Below are 20,596 nucleotides of genomic sequence, written 5' to 3' on the forward strand. Positions count from 1 at the left end.
TCATTTATTTTTTTGTTTCGTCTAAGAATCTATTCAAAATATCGACCGCGCATTTTGGCAAATTGGTTCCGGGACCGAAAATAAAATCAGCACCATTCGCATACAAAAATTCATAATCCTGCTGTGGAATTACTCCACCCACGACAATCGTAATATCTTCTGCTCCGAGTTTTTTCAGTTCTTCAACAACCTGCGGAACCAACGTTTTGTGGCCTGCAGCCAAAGAAGATACTCCTAAAATGTGAATATCATTTTCTACAGCCTGTTTTGCAACCTCTTCCGGCGTTTGAAATAGAGGGGCAACATCTACATCAAATCCCATATCAGCAAAGGCAGTTGCAACCACTTTTGCTCCACGGTCATGACCATCCTGTCCCATTTTTGCCACCATAATTCTCGGGCGGCGGCCTTCTTCTTCTTCAAATTTCTGGGTAAGCAAAAGTGCTTTACCAAAATATTCATTCTTACCTGCATTCATAGCATAAACTCCTTGTATCGTTCTGATATTAGCTTTGTAACGTCCAAAAGTTTCTTCCATGGCATCACTCATTTCACCTAAAGTGACTCTTCTGCGAGCCGCTTCGATGCATAAAGCCAATAAATTTCCATGTCCTGTTTTTGCGCTCTCACGAATTCTGTTTAAGATTTCTTCAACAGCTTCCTTATTTCTTTCTGCTTTTATGGATTCTAATCTTTCAATCTGTTTTCTTCGAACTTCTGTGTTATCAATATCTAAAATCTCCAATTGCATTTGTTTCAACCCTGATTTAAAAGAATTGACCCCAATGATAAATTCTTCTCCGCTGTCAATTTTGGCTTGCTTTATTGCTGAAGCTTCTTCAATTCTCATTTTCGGAATTCCTGCTTCGATGGCTTTGGTCATTCCGCCTTCTTTTTCAACCTCATCAATGAATTTCATTGCTTCTTCGATCATCTGCTGTGTAAGACTTTCGACCAAATTGCTTCCGCCCATCGGATCAACGACATCGCAGATTCCACTTTCCTGCTGTAAAATAATCTGCGTATTTCTTGCAATTTTTGCTGAATAATCTGTTGGTAAAGCAATGGCTTCATCCAGAGCGTTTGTATGTAGAGATTGCGTTCCTCCCAAAGCTGAAGATAAGGCTTCAATGGCGGTTCTGGTAATATTATTAAATGGCTCTTGTTCAGTCAATGACCAACCGGAAGTCTGAGAATGAGTTCTTAACGCCAGAGATTTTGGATTTTGAGGATTAAATTGCTTTAAAAGCTCAGCCCAAATATATCTTGCAGCACGCATTTTAGCGATTTCCATAAAGTGATTCATCCCGATTGCCCAGAAAAAAGACAATCTTGGCGCAAAATCATCAACATTCATTCCTGCTTTTATCCCGGTTCTTACATATTCCAAGCCATCTGCAAGGGTGTAAGCCATTTCCAAAACCGGTGTTGCTCCCGCTTCCTGCATATGATACCCTGAAATAGAAATCGAATTGAATTTCGGAATATTTTTAGAAGTATATTCAAAAATATCGGCAATGATTTTCATGGAAGGTGTTGGCGGATAAATGTAGGTATTTCTCACCATAAACTCCTTTAAAATATCATTCTGAATGGTTCCCGAAAGTAAATCCTGAGAAACACCCTGTTCTTCTGCGGCAACAATATAAAATGATAAAATCGGCAAAACCGCTCCGTTCATCGTCATCGAAACCGAAATTTCATCTAACGGAATTTCATTAAATAAAATCTTCATATCCTCCACAGAATCAATTGCAACACCGGCTTTTCCAACATCGCCGACAACTCTTGCGTGATCTGAATCATATCCTCTGTGAGTCGCCAAATCGAAGGCTACAGAAAGCCCTTTTTGTCCGGCTGCTAAGTTTCTTCTGTAAAATGCGTTAGATTCCTCAGCTGTTGAAAAACCAGCGTACTGACGCACTGTCCAGGGTTTCTGAACATACATTGTTGAATATGGGCCTCTTAAAAAAGGTGCAATTCCCGGTGATGTTTTTGTAAGAGATTCATCTTTAACATCTTGTTTCGTGTAAGATGATTTTAGCTCTAAACCATCTTTTTCAAACGGATACACTTCCAGATGCTTTTCTGATATTGTAAATTGGGGATTTTTATTTTGAATTTCCCTTCTCATGAGTTCGGATTTAAGATTTTAAAAATAAGCATTTTTGGATTAATGTTTTGTGATTGATTTTCAACAGGAAATAAATACATTAGATGTTTTAAAATAATGTTTTTAACAACTTTTTATTTTTAAATTATTCTGAAAATAGATAGGATTTAATCCTATTCTCTACTAAATTATTCCCCTGGAACTTTCACCGGTTAATACAAAAAGCGAAATTGTATTGCTACAACTTCGCTTTCTAATTTTGATCTCATCAAAGATTTCAAATATTTATGATGGTCCACTTTATTTCATATTACTAAATTTAACGCAAAGTACGCAAAGGTTTTTGATTCCTAACTGTTTATAAAGTTCGCAAAGGCGTTCCACTTAGCAAAGATCACAAAGGATTTTCAAATTATTACAAATTACTTATAATCAGAAAAATATTCAACCTAATAAACATTCAGTAAAATTAATATTTAATGATGATTATTTCCCAAGCTTTCTAATTCCCATTTCATACAACGCAAAAGAAATAAGATCTGCGTTTTCGCTAATGACCTGATCGGTCGCTCTTCCTGCTCCGTGACCTGCATTTTTTTCAATTCTCACTAAAATAGGGTTTGCACATTTCTGTTTTTCCTGCAGCTCAGCTCCAAATTTGAACGAATGTGCGGGAACTACTCTATCATCATGATCGCTTGTAATAATCATCGTTGACGGATAGCAAGTTCCTGCTTTTACATTGTGAACCGGCGAATATGATTTCAAATAATCAAACATTTCTTTGTTGTCTTCTGCAGTGCCGTAATCATAAGACCAACCTGCACCTGCGGTAAACTTATTGTATCTTAACATATCTAAAACACCAACTCCCGGAAAGGCAACTTTAGCCAAATCGGGACGCATTGTCATGGTTGCACCCACTAATAATCCGCCATTTGATCTTCCGGAAAGTGCCATAAATTCTTTTGAAGTATAGCCTTTATTCTGCAAATATTCTCCAGCTGCGATGAAGTCATCAAATACATTTTTTTTCTGCATTTTTGTTCCTGCATCGTGCCATTTTTTCCCATATTCTCCACCACCTCGGATGTTCGGAACGGCATAAATTCCGCCATTTTCCATCCAGATTGCATTAACTACAGAGAAAGACGGCTGCAAACTGATATTGAAACCTCCGTAAGAATAAAGAATTGTTGGGTTTTTACCGTCAAGCTTAGTTCCTTTTTTATAATTAATCATCATCGGAACTTTTGTTCCGTCTTTTGACGTGTAAAAAACCTGCTCGGAAACATAATCTTCAGGATTAAATTTTACTTTCGGCTTTTGATACACTTCAGATTTCCCTGAATCTGCATTAAATTTGTAAGTCGTTCCCGGTGTGATGTAATTGCTGAAAGAGTAATACATTTCCTTCTCTTTTTCTTTACCGCCAAATCCTGAAACATTCCCTTTTCCAGGAAGTGTAATTTCTCTGATCTGCTTTCCTGTTTTGTCAAACTGCTTTACTTTATCAATCGCATCCACCATGTATGTCGCGAAAAAGTAACCGCCGCCGCTGGAAATTGATAATACGTTTTCTGTTTCGGGGATTACGTCTTTCCAAGTTTCCGGAGAAGGATTTTGGATACTTGTTTTTACCAAACGCATATTTGGAGCATCTTTATCGGTAAAAATGAAAAGATTATCGCCTTCTGTATCTACAACATTCACATTGATGTCAAATCCTTTATTGATCTGAATGAAGTCGCCACCGTTTTTCAAATCTTTTATATACAGTTCGTTTCCATTGGTAGCATTGGCTGCGGAAATGATCAGATATCTCTGGTCTTCAGAAACTCCCGCCCCTAAATATCTTCTCGGAGTTTTGTCTCCCCCAAAAATCAACTGGTCGGCAGATTGCTTTGTTCCTAATTTATGATAGTAAACTTTATGTTTATCGGTCATTCCTGACAATATAGTTCCCTCTTTTGGTTTGTCGTAGCTTGAATAGTAGAAACCTTCATCGCCTAACCAAGAAATTCCACTGAACTTTACATCTACAATTGTTTCATCGATTTGTTTTTTTGTAATTGCATCAATGATGATGATTTTGTTCCAGTCGCTACCACCTTCTGAGATGGAATATGCTGCTAAGTTTCCTTTTTTATTGAAAGATAAACCGGAAAGAGAAGTTGTTCCTTTCTCGGAAAATTTATTCGGATCTAAAAATACTTCTGTAGTTTTTGTTTTATTATCAGTCCTGTATAACACCGACTGCGCCTGAAGTCCGTTATTTTTATAATAATAAGTGTATTCTCCTTCTTTGAAAGGTGCACCAATTTTTTCGTAATTCCAGATGTCTGTTAATTGTTTTTTGATCTGTTCTCTGAAAGTTATTTTAGATAAATAATTCTGACTATAAGCAACTTCTTCATCTACCCATTTTTTGGTTGGTTCAGAATCGTTTTCTAAATCTCTGTACGGATCTGCAACGGCAGTTCCAAAATAAGTATCGGTCTGATTTCCTTTTATAGCTTTAGGATAATTCATTTTTTGGGCATAAAAAGTAGCTGAAAATAATACTCCAGCTGTTAATAGGATTGGTTTGAAATTCATTGTGAAGGTTTTACCAAAAATACATAAAGTTGTGGAAATAAAAAAAGCTTCTGTATGAGAAGCCTGTATCTTATTAACTATTTTTAGAATAAAAATAATTAGAAATGAGATTATAATTATTTACTGATTTTAGGTTTATAGCTATTTGCTGATTGCCAATACAAAGTATAAAAATCGTTATTATTATTTAACTTCTTAATACCATCAGAAAAATATTTAATAACTTTTGTTTTGTCTGAGTGAGAGTCACTTAAACAGTCATTATTATTTTCATCAAATACCAAAACAGATGCATATAATTCTTCCCAACTTTCTTTTCCATTTGTATAAACTGTATATTGTTTATTTTCATTTTCAAATAACTTCACTCTCTCCCAAACTAATATTGGATGTTGATCATCAATATTAGGTCTTATCTCTTTTGTCCACTTACCAAATTTATCATACATAACCTTTTGGGTGTACATAGCCGAAAAAACAGCATTAAATTTCAATTCGTGAAGGCTAATCGTATCATTTTTTCGAGCTACAGCCTTTTTAAAAATATTATAATTTAAGTATCCATTTTTATAAATAAATGGAGTATTGGGATTTGCTGTTTTTTGGCGAGTACCAACACCTTTCTCTTTTTTTGTTTTCTGTGCAAAAGAATTTATTGATAGTAATGACAATATAAATAATAGAAGATTTTTTTTCATAAGATGTTCATCTCTTTTTCAAATATACATTTTCTAGACAATTTTTCACAACAACTATAATAAAAAAGCTCCCGATTACTCAGAAGCTTTAAATATTTTAAAAAGAAAAAAAATTAATAATTTTCTTCTTCTCCTTTCATTTTCTCAGCATTTTCTGCCATGATTACAGCATCAATCATTTCAGAAATATCACCATTCATGTAGGCATCAAGATTGTACATAGACTTGTTGATTCTGTGATCGGTCACTCTTCCCTGGGGATAGTTGTAGGTTTTAATTTTCGCAGAACGGTCTCCGGTAGAAACCATCGATTTACGCTGTGCAGCAATATCTCCGACAGATTTCTGAACTTCAATATCGTATAATTTGGTACGAAGCATTTCCATTGCCAATTCTCGGTTTGCCAACTGAGAACGAGCTTGTTGACAAACAACCACCATTCCTGAAGGTTTGTGCGTCAACTGTACTTTGGTTTCTACCTTGTTTACGTTTTGTCCACCTGCTCCTCCTGAACGAGAAGTCTGCATTTCGATATCTGCAGGATTTAATTCAAAATCAATTTCTTCAGCTTCAGGTAAAACAGCCACGGTAATTGCAGAAGTGTGTACTCTGCCCTGAGATTCAGTTTCGGGAACACGCTGTACACGATGAACTCCGGATTCGAATTTCATAATGCCATAAACGCCGTCCCCTTCAATTTTTAAAATAAGTTCTTTATAACCTTTCGCTGCTTCGTTAGAATCAGTTATTTCATGCTTCCATCCTTTGGTTTTAAAAAACATAGAATAAGCTCTGTAAACATCTTCCACGAAGATTGCTGCTTCATCACCACCTGTTCCGGCACGAAGTTCCACAATTACGTTTTTGTCGTCGGCAGGATCTTTTGGGATCAAAAGAACTTTCAATTCTTCTTCTAAACCGGGAAGTTTTGCCTGAGCTTCTACTTTTTCTTCTTTAGCCATATCAACCAAGTCTCTGTCTGAACCATCTGCAATGATTTCTTCAGATTCTGCGATATTATCTAAAGCACCTTTATATTGATTGTAAACATGTACAATTTTTCCTAAATCGCTGTATTCTTTATTTAATGAAGAATATTTTTTCTGATCCGAAATTACATCTGGCTGTATAATAAGGTCTGCAACCTCATTATATCTTTGTTTTATAGCTTCTAATTTTGGAATTAATGACTTAGACATATTAAAAATTTAGTATGCAAAGATACGGATTTGATGATTAATAAAAAAAGCTCATTTTCATGAGCTTTTATAAATTCGATTTGATATTTGGAATATAAGATTTATTGAACAATCATTTTCTGAATGGCAACTCCGTTACTTGTTTTTAGATGAACAAGATAGGTTCCTGCGGGATAATTTGCTTTTAATTCGTAGGTTCCGTCTTCATTTTTTAATTTAAATGAATCCATTTTCTTACCACTCATGTCATAAATTGAGATTTCTCCGTTTTTGGCTCTGTGATAAATCAATTTTGCCAAACCGTTTTTCACAGGATTGTCTGCAATCTGAAGCGATAATCTTTTATCTAAATTTTCTTCAGCTGTAGATAAAGTAGTGAAAGGGTTTCCGTAGATTCTAAATTCTCCTGGTTGAAGTGTGATGGGAGCTGTAGTTGAAGCTACATTAAAAGTTGAATTATCCATCAAGTTTTGCCATTGCCCAGTGAAAGGAAAATAAGGAACTACGTTTTTAGCCGAAGTATCGTAATTTGCTAATACAACCACATTTTTCACGCCTGCTGTTAATAGAGGATCATAAATATAAATTCTTGTAATAAGACCGTTCGGATCGTTCGTTAAGTTATTTGATTCTACTGTGTAAGTTTTAGATTTGAAAACAGGATGAGCGTTTCTAACATTAATAATCTGCGCCCAAGTATTATAAATAGCTTTTCTGTTTGTATTGGTATCATAACCTAAAGTGAAAGCAACAGGTTTTTCGTCTGTACGACAATTGTTATTAATTGTTCCATCTGCACATCTGTTGATGCTGAATTCATATCCCAATTCGCCAAACTGCCAAATCATCTTTGGTCCGGGAATGGTGAAAAATGTAGCACCGAAAGTTTTCATTCTTTCTAAAGAGGTATTCAGATTCGTTACATTATAAGCTCCGTTTACAGCACCATATGCAAGATTTTTAAACATTAATCTTTCTTCATCATGGCTTTCACCATAACCTACACCATGCATATTGGTAAACCCGTGAAGTTCATGATCCATTCTGTCAAAATTGCTGTTTTGACTATACCCCATTGTATTTTGGTTGTAAGATCCGTTCTGGTTATTCCAAAGCATTACTCCTTTTCCTTCTGCTACTCTGTAATTTGCCCATTGCTGCTCTTCTGCATCTGTTCCTAAATGTTCAAAAATCATATAAGAATTTGGATCGATTGCCCACTGTTGATCTGCATACGCTTTCAGAATATCTACTCTGTCTTGCTGATAAGCATTGGTACATGCTTCATCGTTTGCAGAACAATTTTGAGTAAAACCTTTGGTTAAATCCCAACGAAAGCCGTCAACTTTATATTCTGTTAACCATTGTTGTAATGTTCTTTCAACATAATATTTTGTTGCTGAACTGGTATGGTTAAAATCATTAAAAACATTATAAGAATGCTTTGGAACGGTATTAAAATAAGGATTATTTGCAGCAACATCTCCGTAACCGTCTCCATCAGGATCTACATTCCAAAGTCTTACCAAAGGTGATCTTCCTGTAGCATGATTAAATGCTACATCTAAAATAACCGCAATACCGTTTTGGTGGCATACATCTACAAATTCTTTGAATTTCTCAGGAGTTCCGTACGCTTTATCTAAAGCATAATGGAAGGATGTATTGTATCCCCAAGAAAGATTCCCTTCAAATTCCATAATTGGCATTAGTTCAATCGCATTGATTTTTAAATCTTTAAGATAATTTATCTTATTAATTAAAGACTGCCAGTTTTTTTCCTGTGTAAAATCTCTTAAGAGTAACTCATAGATAATTAAATTATCTTTATTGGGTCTTGTAAAGTTGGTAACCTGCCAATTGTAGGCTGTCTGTCCTGTTTTGAAAGTAGACACTTCAAAACCTTGGCCGGCAGGAAATGCAGGTAAATTAGGATAGGTGGCTGCAGAAATATACTGATCATCATAAGACGACAAAATCTGAGGAGAAAAAGGATCTGCCACTTTTTTCAGATCATTGGTTCTGTATTGAAAAGTATATAATTGCTGAGGAGTTAATCCGCTTAGTTCGATCCAGTACAAATCAGGATTTGTGGTGTCTCTTTTCATTAAATAGGCATCATTCACCGCCCAGTTGTTGAAACTTCCGATCACATGAACGAAACTCTTAAATGGAGCATACAAAGCCAAACCAACTTTTGTGTTGTCCGTAGGATTATAATTGATTCCCTGTCTGATCCAGCTCGGAATCGCCTGAGAAACTACATTCCTAGGAACCTGCAAAGTGAATGTTGCATTTTTTATAGTTCCATTTGCAGTAGAGATCAGTTCCATATCTGCATCTGCAGTAACTGTATAACTATAACTATATGAATTGGAAGGCGTTGAAGTAGAATGTACAACTGTACCATTTGCCTTTAACTGAAACGTTGCATTTATGTTTGTCGTAGCAGTAATATTTATTGCATTTCCTGTAGGAACTGATGTGAGGCTGTTTGCAGCCGGATTTGTTAAATTTAAACTTAATGTTCCTACATTCACAAAAATATCGGGTGATGTCTGATGGTTTCCTGTTTTAGTTTTAAGTAAAAAGCCAAATCTGCCAATTCCTGTACGTCCATAAAATGTAGTAGGAGTAAACGTTAAAGAATAGGTGTCTGTAACTGAATTGTAGGTCAGTTTATTTAATTCATTAGAATTTGTCCAGCTTCCGTTAGTAGGGCAATCCTGGCTGTTCGCATAGTTCTGATCTAGTGACCAAGTCCAGATATAGATTGCATTATTGGCAACTCCCCAAGCAGTTTCGTCTATCTGATTTCCGGGAACAGATAAAGTAATCTGATCGGTCTCATTAAAAGGATTTGGTGAAATTGTGTAGCTTATTTGCCCAAAAACGCAGGCAGCAATAAACACCAAAAACAACGAATATAGTTTCTTCATATGAATATTTTTTTGCTAAATATAAAACAAATACTGCAATTTTATGAATATTTTTTTGAGATTACTATTCATCAAATACTATTCTGAAAAACTCTGCTTCTGTGAAAGCCTTTAGAATACAAGAATCTTTTGGTTTAAAACTTTTAATCATGATTAATAAAAGAATAATATATCTGGTGAAAAAAGAAACGTTTGTATGAATTCTCTAGAAAAGAGAAACCACCGATAAAATCAGTGGTTTCATATATGTTGTTTTGCTATGATATCACTTTTCCAGAATTAAGGTGAAAAAGCGATGACATTCATTAATGATGTCCGTGGTCGTGCCCGTGGCTATCGTGTAAGAAAGTGACCGTGACCTTTAGGCTGGTTGAAGATTACTTCAACACCTTCCTGCTCGGTAATTAGTTTTCTTCTGATATCTTCAGGATCGAAAGGCTTTACCTTACCAAAATATTCTTTCAAACCTTCTGTTAACCACAATGGGATAACGAAACCGAAAAACATAAAAATACACCAGAATCCCACTAGGAACATTGTAACAAAGTAGATTGTCCAAAGGAACTGATAAAACGGCCAAAATGCTGATAACATCATCTTTCTTATAGATTTTAGGCAAAAATAGGATTTTTTTCTTTTTCATCAAAAGATATAGAACCCAAATTTTGCAATTTGTTTTTATTTTAAACTAATTATTGAGATGTTAGATGTTAGATTTTAGATTTTAGACTACAGTTGCTACTCTAAAATTCTTACATGTAACTTTCAAAATTAAATTTTAATGAGCAAGATTTGCGAAGAAGTCATTTCCTTTATCATCAGTAATAATGAATGCCGGGAAATCTTTTACTTCAATTTTTCTTACCGCTTCCATACCTAATTCCGGAAAATCTATTACCTCAACCGACAGAATATTTTCTTTAGCTAAAATTGCAGCCGGACCGCCTACTGAACCGATGTAGAAACCTCCGTATTTGTGACAGGCATTGGTAACATCGGTGGTTCTGTTTCCTTTTGCCAGCATAACCATACTTCCGCCATGACTTTGAAATTCGTCAACATATACATCCATTCTTCCAGCCGTAGTTGGTCCGAAACTTCCTGACGCCATTCCTTCCGGAGTTTTTGCAGGTCCTGCGTAATAGATCGGGTGATTTTTGAAATATTCAGGCATTGGTTGTCCTGCATCTAATAATTCTTTGATTTTTGCGTGAGCAATATCTCTTGCAACGATCAAGGTTCCATTCAATTTTAGTCTTGTTTTGATAGGATATTTAGAAAGTTCAGCCAAAATTTCCGGCATTGGTTTATTCAGATCAATATCAACCGCTGCTTCTAAATGTGGCGGTGTTGCTGGTAAAAATCTTTTAGGATCTTGCTCCAGTTGTTCTAAGAAAATACCTTCTTTGGTGATCTTACCTTTAATATTTCTGTCAGCCGAACAGGAAACTCCCATCCCGACCGGGCAAGAAGCCGCATGACGAGGCAATCTGATCACTCTCACATCATGTGTTAAATATTTTCCACCAAACTGAGCACCGATTGCACTTTCCTGACAGATTTTCTGAACTTTTGCCTCCCATTCCAGATCTCTGAAAGCCTGTCCCGCTTCATTTCCTTCAGTAGGAAGGTTGTCATAATATTTTGCTGATGCTTTTTTTACCGCTGCTAAATTTGCTTCAGCCGAAGTTCCACCAATTACCAACGCTAAATGATAAGGCGGACAAGCCGCTGTTCCCAAGTCTGAAATTCTCTCTCTTACAAAAGCTTCAAGAGATTTTTCGTTCAGTAAAGACTTTGTTTTTTGATATAAGAAAGTTTTGTTTGCAGAACCTCCACCTTTCGTTAGAAACAAAAATTCGTAGTAATCCCCTTTTTTAGCATAAATATCAATCTGCGCAGGAAGATTTGAACCAGAATTTTTCTCTTCAAACATCGTCAAAGGAACGACCTGAGAATATCTTAAGTTTCTTTTTTGGTAAGTATTATAAATTCCTTTGCTTAAATATTCACCGTCATCAACTCCCGTGTAAACATTTTCACCTTTTTTACCCATTACGATTGCCGTTCCGGTGTCCTGACACGATGGAAGTGCCCCTTCTACAGCAACAGCAGCATTTTGTAATAAATTATAGGCAACGAATCTGTCATTATCTGTAGCTTCAGGATCATCAATAATTCTCCTCAAACTTTCCAAATGGGAAGACCGAAGCATGAAAGAAACGTCTGCCATTGCTTCTTCTGCCAATAGCTCAAGACCTTTAGGATCGATGGTTAAAACTTCTCTTTCACCATGCTGTTCAATTTTCACATATTCTGAAGTTAATTTTTTATAAACCGTGTCGTCTTTAAGAATTGGGTAAGGATCCTGATAGTTAAATTCCATGTTACTTTTATTTTCGGTGCAAAAATACATCTTACTCAAAAAAACATAATTAAAAATAAGTAATTGAAATTGATATTATAATGATTATAAATTGCGAGGTTTTTTATTATTGAGTAATTTTATAGAAACTTATTTTAACCAAAATAGTCGCATTTTTTCATTCATTTTGAACTATTTACGTTTATTACTTGCTGAGATTCCTACGGAATGACAAAATGATCGGATAATTTTTGTGGTTAAAATTTGTGATAAAAAATTAAAACTGAACAGATAAAATTTCAATCACAATGAATTACAGAATAGAAAAAGACACGATGGGTGAAGTGCAGGTTCCGGCTGATAAGTTTTGGGGAGCACAAACCGAACGTTCAAGAAACAATTTTAAGATTGGTCCGGAAGGCTCTATGCCACATGAAATTATTGAAGCATTTGCATATTTAAAAAAGGCAGCGGCATTTACCAATTCAGATTTAGGGGTTTTAGATGCTGGAAAAAGAGATATGATTGCTCAGGTTTGCGATGAAATTTTAGAAGGCAAACTGGATGATCAATTCCCTTTGGTAATTTGGCAAACAGGTTCCGGAACGCAATCTAATATGAATGTGAATGAAGTGATTTCAAATAAATCTCACGTGAACAGTGGCGGAAATCTAGGTGATAAATCTGAAGTTCATGCCAATGATGACGTGAATAAATCGCAGTCTTCAAACGACACCTATCCAACTGCAATGCACATTGCGGCTTATAAAAAGGTTGTTGAGACTACTATTCCTGCTGTTGAAAAACTGAGAGATACTTTAGCGGAAAAAACAGAAGCTTTTAAAAATATCGTCAAAATCGGAAGAACGCACTTGATGGATGCCACTCCACTGACTTTGGGACAAGAGTTTTCAGGATACGTTGCTCAGTTGAATTATGGTATTAAAGCTTTAAAAAATACTTTACCACACCTTTCTGAATTGGCTTTAGGAGGAACTGCGGTAGGAACCGGCTTAAATACACCACAAGGTTACGATGTAAAAGTTGCAGAATACATTGCAAAATTCACTAATCTTCCATTCGTAACGGCAGAAAATAAATTTGAAGCTCTTGCTGCCCACGATGCTATCGTAGAATCTCACGGAGCTTTAAAGCAATTAGCGGTTTCTTTATACAAAATTGCTCAGGATATCAGATTGTTGGCTTCAGGACCACGTTCTGGGATTGGGGAAATTCACATTCCGGAAAACGAGCCGGGTTCTTCAATCATGCCAGGCAAAGTAAATCCTACACAGAATGAAGCTTTGACGATGGTTTGTGCTCAGGTTCTAGGAAACGATACTACGATTTCTTTTGCAGGAACACAGGGAAATTATGAGCTGAATGTTTTCAAGCCAGTGATGGCTTATAATTTTCTACAGTCGGCTCAATTAATCGCTGATGCATGTATCTCATTTAATGATCATTGCGCTGTTGGAATTGAGCCCAACCAAGAAAGAATTAAAGAATTGGTCGATAAATCTTTGATGCTGGTAACTGCACTGAATACGCATATCGGTTACGAAAATGCTGCAAAAATTGCAAAAACTGCTCATAAAAACGGAACGACATTAAAAGAAGAAGCTGTAAATCTAGGTTTTGTAACTTCTGAACAATTTGATGAATGGGTGAAGCCGGAAGATATGGTGGGAAGTCTGAAATAAATTTTTAGAACTTTAGATAATTGATAGAACCTCCGTGAACTGTATTTCACGGAGGTTTTTTTTAATTTAAACCGGCTGATTCACCTGATCTGCAAAATACTGTTCCAAATCTTTCAACGTTTCCGGATTGGTTTGAATATCTTTTACCTGCTGACCTTTATTGACGACCACAATTCTGTTGCAAACTTCAGTCGTATGCGCAAGATCATGACTTGAGATTAAAAAAGTAACACCACTTTGTTTCGCTAATTCTTTAATTAAATTCTTCAGTTTAATCTGTGTGGAAGGATCAAGATTGGCAAAAGGTTCATCCAGGATTACGATTTCAGGATTTCCGATGATAGCGCCTACAATTCCTACTTTCTTTTGGTTTCCTTTGGATAAATCTCTCACATACTTTCCGGAGTTGATGATTTCACCACTGAAAAGATCATGAAACTGTTTCAGAAACTCATCCACAGAAGCTTTGTTCTGACCTCTCAATTCCCCAATGAAATAAAAATATTCTTCGGGTGTCAAATATCCGATCAGAAAAGTGTCATCTACGAAAGCCGCAACTTTAGATTTCCAGGCTTCAGATTCATTGACTTTGATTCCGTCGATGCTTACAAAACCTGTTGTTGGCTGTATCAAATCAAGCATTAAGCTAAAAAGAGTTGTTTTTCCGGCTCCGTTGTTTCCTACCAAACCGAAAGTTTCCCCTTTTGGAATTTCAAGATTTTCGATATTAAGAACCGTTGCATTTCCGTATTTTTTTGATAAATTATGTATCGTAATCATGGTATTAATTTTTAGATTTGAATGCGTCTAGTGTACTGTATTTTTCGCTTTTGTACTGTTTTACAATAATGTCGAATATTTTTTCTCTGAATAAGAATCCTATCAGTCCCAAAGCTGCAATACTCATTACAGCGGCTGTCATTCCGAAGAAATATTTTGTAGCTCCAAAAACAGCCATTGGCAAAAGCATTTTAGGAATTAACAGAAGCAGACTTTTCATGTTGAAGCTGTTCTTCTGTCCCATTACTTTTTCTTTAGAATTAAGATCAATTTGCGTTTTGGTATACGCTCCGGACCACAATGTAAATTGAGAGTTTACTCCGATGTTGTACAATCCGGCTGCGAAGAAACTAAAGTACACTTCCCAGCTTATGAATGCATAGAACAATGCAATCACTATTGAGACTGCGGTTACAATATTGATGAGCCACCATTTTGCTTTCAGATATTCTTTGTAAGGAACATTCAGCGTCATCATCAATGGATAATAAGAGCTGTCGAAAGAAGGCACTCTTTGACCAAACAGAAACTGAAAACCACCCGTTACAAACAGACCCATAAACATCATCATGTAAGGTGTTTTGTAAACAGATGACGTAAACATTAGCAGTCCGTAAAAAACAAACATGAAACTTCCGATAATGATGCCTTTTGTGACTTTATTTCGTCTCAGCATTTTAATATCATTATTAATGAAACTTCCGATGGCTCCGTATTTATTAAGGAAAGCAATATTTTCTGTTTTACCGAAGGTTTTTTTGTCTTCCAACCCCTGATCGAGATAGAATTCTTTGTAAATATATCTGAAACAGATCCACCATAATCCTGCAAATAGCACAACTGGCAACAACGCAAAATAAGGCTGTGCATAAAATGAATAGAAAAACCTTTCAGAATACTCTAAAACAGGAATGATATTGTAATATCCCAAACCTACGATCACCGAAAAGACAATTCCCACAGCGATGGCAACATTCTCTCTGTTGTTGACCAAAATATTGATGAAATTATTAAGATAGAACAATAACGACAATGCAATAAACCAACATAAAGTTCCTAAAAAACCATATCCGTTGAAGAGGCAAATGGCGGTAAATGTCACCAGAAAAAAAGAATTCATCCAGCTGAGTGGCGAGACAAAAGTTTTGATTAAAATATAATTAACCAAAGTTTTCTTAGGAATATTGAGCGTGAGAAACGGCTTGATGTTCTGCGTAGACATCTGCTGAAAAAGATATTTGAAAATAAGATCTGCCGCCCACAAAATAATCATGAATTTTGAAACAACTTTGACAGGATCTTGTTCCATTTCCTTCCTAACAAAGAAAAAAGCCAAGAAAGCCGCACCGATGCAGTACGCTACAATCGACAGAATTCCCAAAAAACGGAAGATCTTCATCGCCAGATTAACTCCGACCGAGCTGCCACGAAAAAAACTTTTGATTTCTAACCTCAGAAACTGTACAAACATAGTTTACTTTTTTACATTAGTAAATATAATGTAGTTTTTGTTACAGTATTTATGTAAAAAACCGAATATAGATGTGGTAAAGATGTCTTAATAAAATAAAAAAATGTTTGGTTACAACTGATATAATTTGCAATAATCAAAAAATTATTCTGTTTAAAACGAGGTGATTTGGAATGAGCCAGAAGTCAGGTTATAGTAAAACCTTATGAAGTAGTTTTTAGTTTTAATCTTCTTATAGATCGGTTTTTATCCTTACAACTTATAAAAAGCATAACAAAAATAATCATAAATAATTTTAAATATCATTAATTTTCTTATTTCAATACATTCCAACTCTTTCTTAACCTATCAATTCTCTCGCCTGTGCCATCGCCGCCTCCGTAATTTTACTTCCTGAAAGCAGCTGCGCAATCTCATTCAATTTTTCTTCTTCGCTTAAAGTGATGATGGTAGATTGCGTTTTACCGTTGATATCTTCTTTCACGACTTTGTAATTATCATTTCCTTTTGCGGCAACCTGTGCTAAGTGAGAAATGACGATCAGCTGCATATCCTGAGACATCTCACGCATCAGATTTCCGATTTCTTCGGCTACTTTTCCGGAAACTCCCGTGTCAATTTCGTCTAAAATAAGGGTTGGAAGCATATCGCTTTCGGCAATGATTTTCTTAACCGCCAACATCACACGAGATCTTTCACCACCGGAAATGGCAGTTTGAATCGGTTTCAAAGGAAACCCGGAATTTGCCTGAAATAAAAGCTGGATATTTTCTTTTCCAAACTGATTAAATTCCTGAATATCGGTTAGTTCAATATCAACTTTTGCTTTTTCAAGACCTAATTTTTTCAGTAAATCTTCCGCCTTTTTAATGAAGACCGGAACATTTTTCTTTCTGTTTTTAGAAAGTTTTTCAGCTAAAGAATGAAGTGATTTTTCTTTTTTAGCGATGTTGATTTCAATCTCAGCAATATGGGCTTCAATTTCTGCAGTTCCTTTTTGTTCACCTGATAATTGATCCCTGATTTCTTTTAATTCGTTAATATCAGAAACGTTATGCTTCAGAAATAATGCATTGATTTTATTATTCAGTTCTGAAAGTATCGCTAAATTTTCCGGATTGATTTCAATTTTTTCGGCTTCGTCTTCCAATTCTGAGAGAATATCTTTCATTTCAACAAAAGAGCCTTCCAACCTTTCATCCAGTTCAGAGAAAGAATGGGACACTTCGGCAATTTTTGATAATTTATTTTTAGCTTCATTAAAGAAAGAGAGAATTCCAATTTCTTCCTGATGGAATCTTGAGAGAATCTGAGCAATATTTTCAGAAATCATTCCTGCATTTTCCTGTACAGAAAGCTGATTTTGCACCTCATTATAATCTATATCATTCAATTTTATATCTTCCAGCTCATTCAGTAAAAACTGTTTGTAATCGGTTTCTTTTGTATTTTCTGATAGTTGTGTCTGGAATTTTTTGAGCTGAGTTTTTAAACTTTGAAATTCTGAAAAGTCCTGTTGATAATCTTCAATAATCTTTTTATTATCCGACAGTCCGTCAATAATTTTAAACTGATAATCTGCGGTAAAAAGATTTGAAGTTTCAAACTGCGAATGAATATCGATTAACTGTGAAGTCAGTTCTTTCAGCACATCCAAAGTTACCGGAACATCATTAATAAATGCTCTTGACTTCCCCGAAGGTAAAATTTCCCGTCTGATAATCGTTTGATGTTCGTAATCGAGATCATTTTCGATAAAGAATTTTTTGAATTGGTTATTCAGGTCAAACTCTGTTTCGACAATACTTTTTTCTTCGGTTTTTGAGATTGATTTTAAATCTGCTCTCTCTCCCAAAATCAATCGAAGTGCTCCCAAAATGATTGATTTTCCGGCTCCGGTTTCTCCTGTAATTACCTGTAAACCATTTTTCAAAGACACATCTAATGCATCAATGAGGGCAAAATTTTTAATGTATATTCTCGAAAGCATGATAGGTGGCAGATTTCTTTGTACTGCAAATATAAAATTTTAGAATTCAGAATTCAAGAATCGGGTATCTTACTTCCACTTATTCCATCTGCTATCTGTGTACTTGGGTGCAAAGATAATCATCAGTTGTTTCAGGTCATTTAAAACAATTCCACCATTGTTACCAGAATTGAATATGTTGAAAATCTCATCATATTTCGTATTGATAAATGTATTAAAGAAATAATTCTGCTGAAAAGAATTTTCATAAACCTTCAGCTGCATCAAAGCATCGAAAATAATTTTTTTAGACTGCGTCTGATCCTGATTAAACATACCGTCTAAACCCGCTCTGTGATAGGTATACATATTTTGACGAAGCTGGCTCATGTTCGGGTTCAAAATTTCTCCGATCAGAATCGAACGGCTTCGCGGATCATTGATCTGTCCCCAACCATCATACCCTCTATTCTGAGAATTCTGGGCAATCTGCTGTGCTTTTGTAAACCACTGCGTTCCACCGGTAGACTGGAAACTATCTGCATCATAACCCAAAATCAGGTACACATAAAAACTGATGACATCTATTAAATTTTTTCCAGAAAACTGTCTTTCGTTAAAAATCAAATTTTCGTTTTCTACATATTCAAAAGCAAATTTCTGATCCTGAAGATTTAAAAGCGGAGATTCGTAAGTTGAGCTGAAAACCGGGCGAACTGCCTGAACGACGATCTGGGCAGTATATCTGTTGCCATCTCTGCTAGACAAAACGATGGCAAAATTTGATTTGATTTTTTCGAAATTCTGAAGCTTTTTGCCCGTCCAGCTTGTATTGTTGATGAAGTCTCTGAGACTTTTCTCCAACGCCTTAAATGCCTGTTGATTACTCCCCTGAATTTGTTGAGAATTTACCTGTACTGTAGCCAAAAGTTCTTGAGAGAAACTGAAATTGAAAAACAGAAGTAAAAATAAAAGTATCGTATATTTTTTCATGTATAGCTAAATATTGTTTTAAAGATTATATGTTATCACTTATATAAGTATTTTGAGAATCAAAATCAATCAAAGCGGTTCCATTATAATCTAAATGTTGAGAACGGAAATTTATAAAAATTATTTTAAAATCTGAGCTTCAATACAATCGAGAATGTCTTTTGCAACATTTTCTTTTGATTTCAGTTCAAACTCTATTTTATCAGTTTTGGTGAAAATTTTTATTTTGTTCGTATCATTCTTAAAGCCTGCACCATCATCACGAAGGGAATTGAGAACGATCATATCCAGATTTTTCTTTTCCAGCTTTCCTTTTGCATTTTCTTCTTCATTCTGAGTTTCAAGAGCAAACCCTACCATAAACTGATGTGCTTTTTTCTCGCCCATTGTTTTCAGAATATCCGGATTTTTAATCAACTCAATGGTTAAGGTGTCATCATTTTTTTTGATCTTTTCTGTAGCAACTTCCTTGGGAGCATAGTCTGCAACGGCTGCACTGGCAATACCCACATCAATTCCATCATAGTATTCAAATACTTTATCAAACATTTGTTTTGCAGAAGTAACTCTGTGGATGCTTATGTTTTCATGCTTAGAATTCAAAGATGTTGGTCCTGAAATTAAAATCACTTTTGCACCTCGTTTTGCAGCTTCTTCAGCTATAGAAAATCCCATTTTTCCTGAAGAATGATTGCCTATAAATCTCACAGGATCGATCGCTTCATAGGTTGGTCCCGCAGTTATCAAAACTGTTTTACCAGCTAAGGTTTTATTATTTAAACTAAAAAAATCTTCTACCGCTTTTGAAATCGTTTCCGGCTCTGCCATTCTTCCCTGACCAACCAATCCACTTGCTAACTCACCGCTTTCTGCAGGAATTACCATGTGACCGTAATCTTCTGCCAATTCTAAATTTTGTCTGGTTGAAGGGTGTTGATACATATCCAGATCCATTGCAGGAGCAATAAAAACAGGACACTTTGCAGACATATAAGTCGCAATGATTAAATTATCACAAATCCCATGAACCATTTTGGCTAAAGTATTTGCCGTACAGGGAGCCATAATGATGACATCTGCCCAAAGTGCCAATTCTACATGGCTGTTCCAGGTTCCGTTGTCGCCATAAAAATCTGTATACACCGGATTTTTAGATAATGTGGAAAGACTCAGCTTTGTTACAAAATGCTCTGCATCCTGAGACATGATTACCTGAACTTCTGCACCTTTTTTCACAAAATCTCTGATAAGAAAATGAATTTTGTAAGCGGCAATTCCACCAGAGACGGCAATAAGAATCTTTTTTCCGGAAATATTCATGTAGATTATTTTAAAGCACTAAAATACTTCTTTTTTGTAAGACCTGAAACTTACAGCAACAGCAAAGGTCATAAAGAAAATAATTTCTTTATGACCTTCATGTATAAAAATCACCTAAGTGATTAGTTTCTCTCTTCAGTCTTTCTAAAGTACACTTCACCGTCTAGCCATTCCTGGATAGCGATAGAAGTTGGCTTTGGAAGTTTTTCGTAATGTTTAGAGATCTCAATCTGTTCTCTGTTTTCAAAAACTTCTTCCAATGTAGAATTGTGAACCGCAAACTCGTCAAGCTTATTGTGTAACTCTGTACGAATTTCTGCGTTGATCTGCTCAGCTCTCTTCCCCATGATAACAATAGCTTCATAGATTGAACCTACTTTCTCTTCAATCTTATCTTTATCGTAAGTAATAGTATTTACTTCTGCTTTTGTATCTTTTACACTCATTT

General features: G+C 35.5%; 13 protein-coding genes and 1 pseudogene. 1 reads left to right on the forward strand and 13 read right to left on the reverse strand.

Features of this window, described 5'->3' with window-relative positions:
• Positions 1–4 precede the first annotated feature (4 nt).
• From scpA to ACZZZA_RS03970, 7 genes and pseudogenes are all read right to left on the reverse strand, one after another.
• Complete coding sequence (gene scpA / locus ACZZZA_RS03940; RefSeq protein ID WP_463429904.1) at positions 5–2,134, reverse strand: methylmalonyl-CoA mutase; 2,130 nt, start codon at positions 2,132–2,134, stop codon at positions 5–7.
• Between the two features lie 465 nt (positions 2,135–2,599).
• Positions 2,600–4,645, reverse strand: a complete 2,046-nt coding sequence (locus ACZZZA_RS03945) for a prolyl oligopeptidase family serine peptidase (protein WP_463429905.1) — start codon at positions 4,643–4,645, stop codon at positions 2,600–2,602.
• Positions 4,646–4,827: 182 nt separating this feature from the next.
• Positions 4,828–5,409, reverse strand: a complete 582-nt coding sequence (locus ACZZZA_RS03950; RefSeq protein ID WP_463429906.1) for a hypothetical protein — start codon at positions 5,407–5,409, stop codon at positions 4,828–4,830.
• Positions 5,410–5,522: 113 nt separating this feature from the next.
• Complete coding sequence (gene prfA, locus ACZZZA_RS03955) at positions 5,523–6,608, reverse strand: peptide chain release factor 1 (protein ID WP_463429907.1); 1,086 nt, start codon at positions 6,606–6,608, stop codon at positions 5,523–5,525.
• 101 nt (positions 6,609–6,709) lie between these two features.
• Complete coding sequence (locus ACZZZA_RS03960) at positions 6,710–9,547, reverse strand: alpha-amylase family glycosyl hydrolase (RefSeq protein ID WP_463429908.1); 2,838 nt, start codon at positions 9,545–9,547, stop codon at positions 6,710–6,712.
• A 305-nt stretch (positions 9,548–9,852) separates the two neighbouring features.
• Positions 9,853–10,144: pseudogene (locus ACZZZA_RS03965) on the reverse strand (hypothetical protein).
• Between the two features lie 181 nt (positions 10,145–10,325).
• On the reverse strand, positions 10,326–11,933 hold the full coding sequence (locus ACZZZA_RS03970; protein ID WP_463429909.1) for a fumarate hydratase: 1,608 nt from the start codon (positions 11,931–11,933) through the stop codon (positions 10,326–10,328).
• Between the two features lie 287 nt (positions 11,934–12,220).
• On the opposite strand from ACZZZA_RS03970, the gene fumC reads away from it, so the two are divergent.
• Entirely contained in the window at positions 12,221–13,615 is a 1,395-nt protein-coding gene (gene fumC, locus ACZZZA_RS03975; RefSeq protein WP_463429910.1) for a class II fumarate hydratase, read from the forward strand.
• A gap of 66 nt (positions 13,616–13,681) precedes the next feature.
• On the opposite strand, the gene ACZZZA_RS03980 is transcribed toward fumC, so the two are convergent.
• The 6 genes from ACZZZA_RS03980 to ACZZZA_RS04005 form a co-directional block, all read right to left on the reverse strand.
• On the reverse strand, positions 13,682–14,395 hold the full coding sequence (locus tag ACZZZA_RS03980) for an ABC transporter ATP-binding protein (protein WP_463429911.1): 714 nt from the start codon (positions 14,393–14,395) through the stop codon (positions 13,682–13,684).
• A gap of 4 nt (positions 14,396–14,399) precedes the next feature.
• A complete protein-coding gene (locus ACZZZA_RS03985) occupies positions 14,400–15,866 on the reverse strand; it encodes a DUF5687 family protein (RefSeq protein WP_463429912.1) in 1,467 nt (488 codons plus the stop codon).
• Positions 15,867–16,206: 340 nt separating this feature from the next.
• Positions 16,207–17,856: a DNA repair protein RecN gene (locus ACZZZA_RS03990; protein ID WP_463429913.1), complete on the reverse strand. Its 1,650-nt coding sequence runs from the start codon at positions 17,854–17,856 to the stop codon at positions 16,207–16,209.
• 69 nt (positions 17,857–17,925) lie between these two features.
• Entirely contained in the window at positions 17,926–18,828 is a 903-nt protein-coding gene (porD, locus tag ACZZZA_RS03995) for a type IX secretion system protein PorD (protein WP_463429914.1), read from the reverse strand.
• A gap of 120 nt (positions 18,829–18,948) precedes the next feature.
• Positions 18,949–20,148 carry a bifunctional phosphopantothenoylcysteine decarboxylase/phosphopantothenate--cysteine ligase CoaBC gene (coaBC, locus tag ACZZZA_RS04000; protein ID WP_463429915.1) on the reverse strand — a complete coding sequence of 400 codons (1,200 nt, stop codon included), beginning with the start codon at positions 20,146–20,148 and terminating at the stop codon, positions 18,949–18,951.
• A gap of 122 nt (positions 20,149–20,270) precedes the next feature.
• Complete coding sequence (locus ACZZZA_RS04005; RefSeq protein WP_129535667.1) at positions 20,271–20,594, reverse strand: DNA-directed RNA polymerase subunit omega; 324 nt, start codon at positions 20,592–20,594, stop codon at positions 20,271–20,273.
• Positions 20,595–20,596: the final 2 nt, after the last annotated feature.

The sequence above is a fragment of the Chryseobacterium sp. AC405b genome (genome assembly GCF_979258685.1).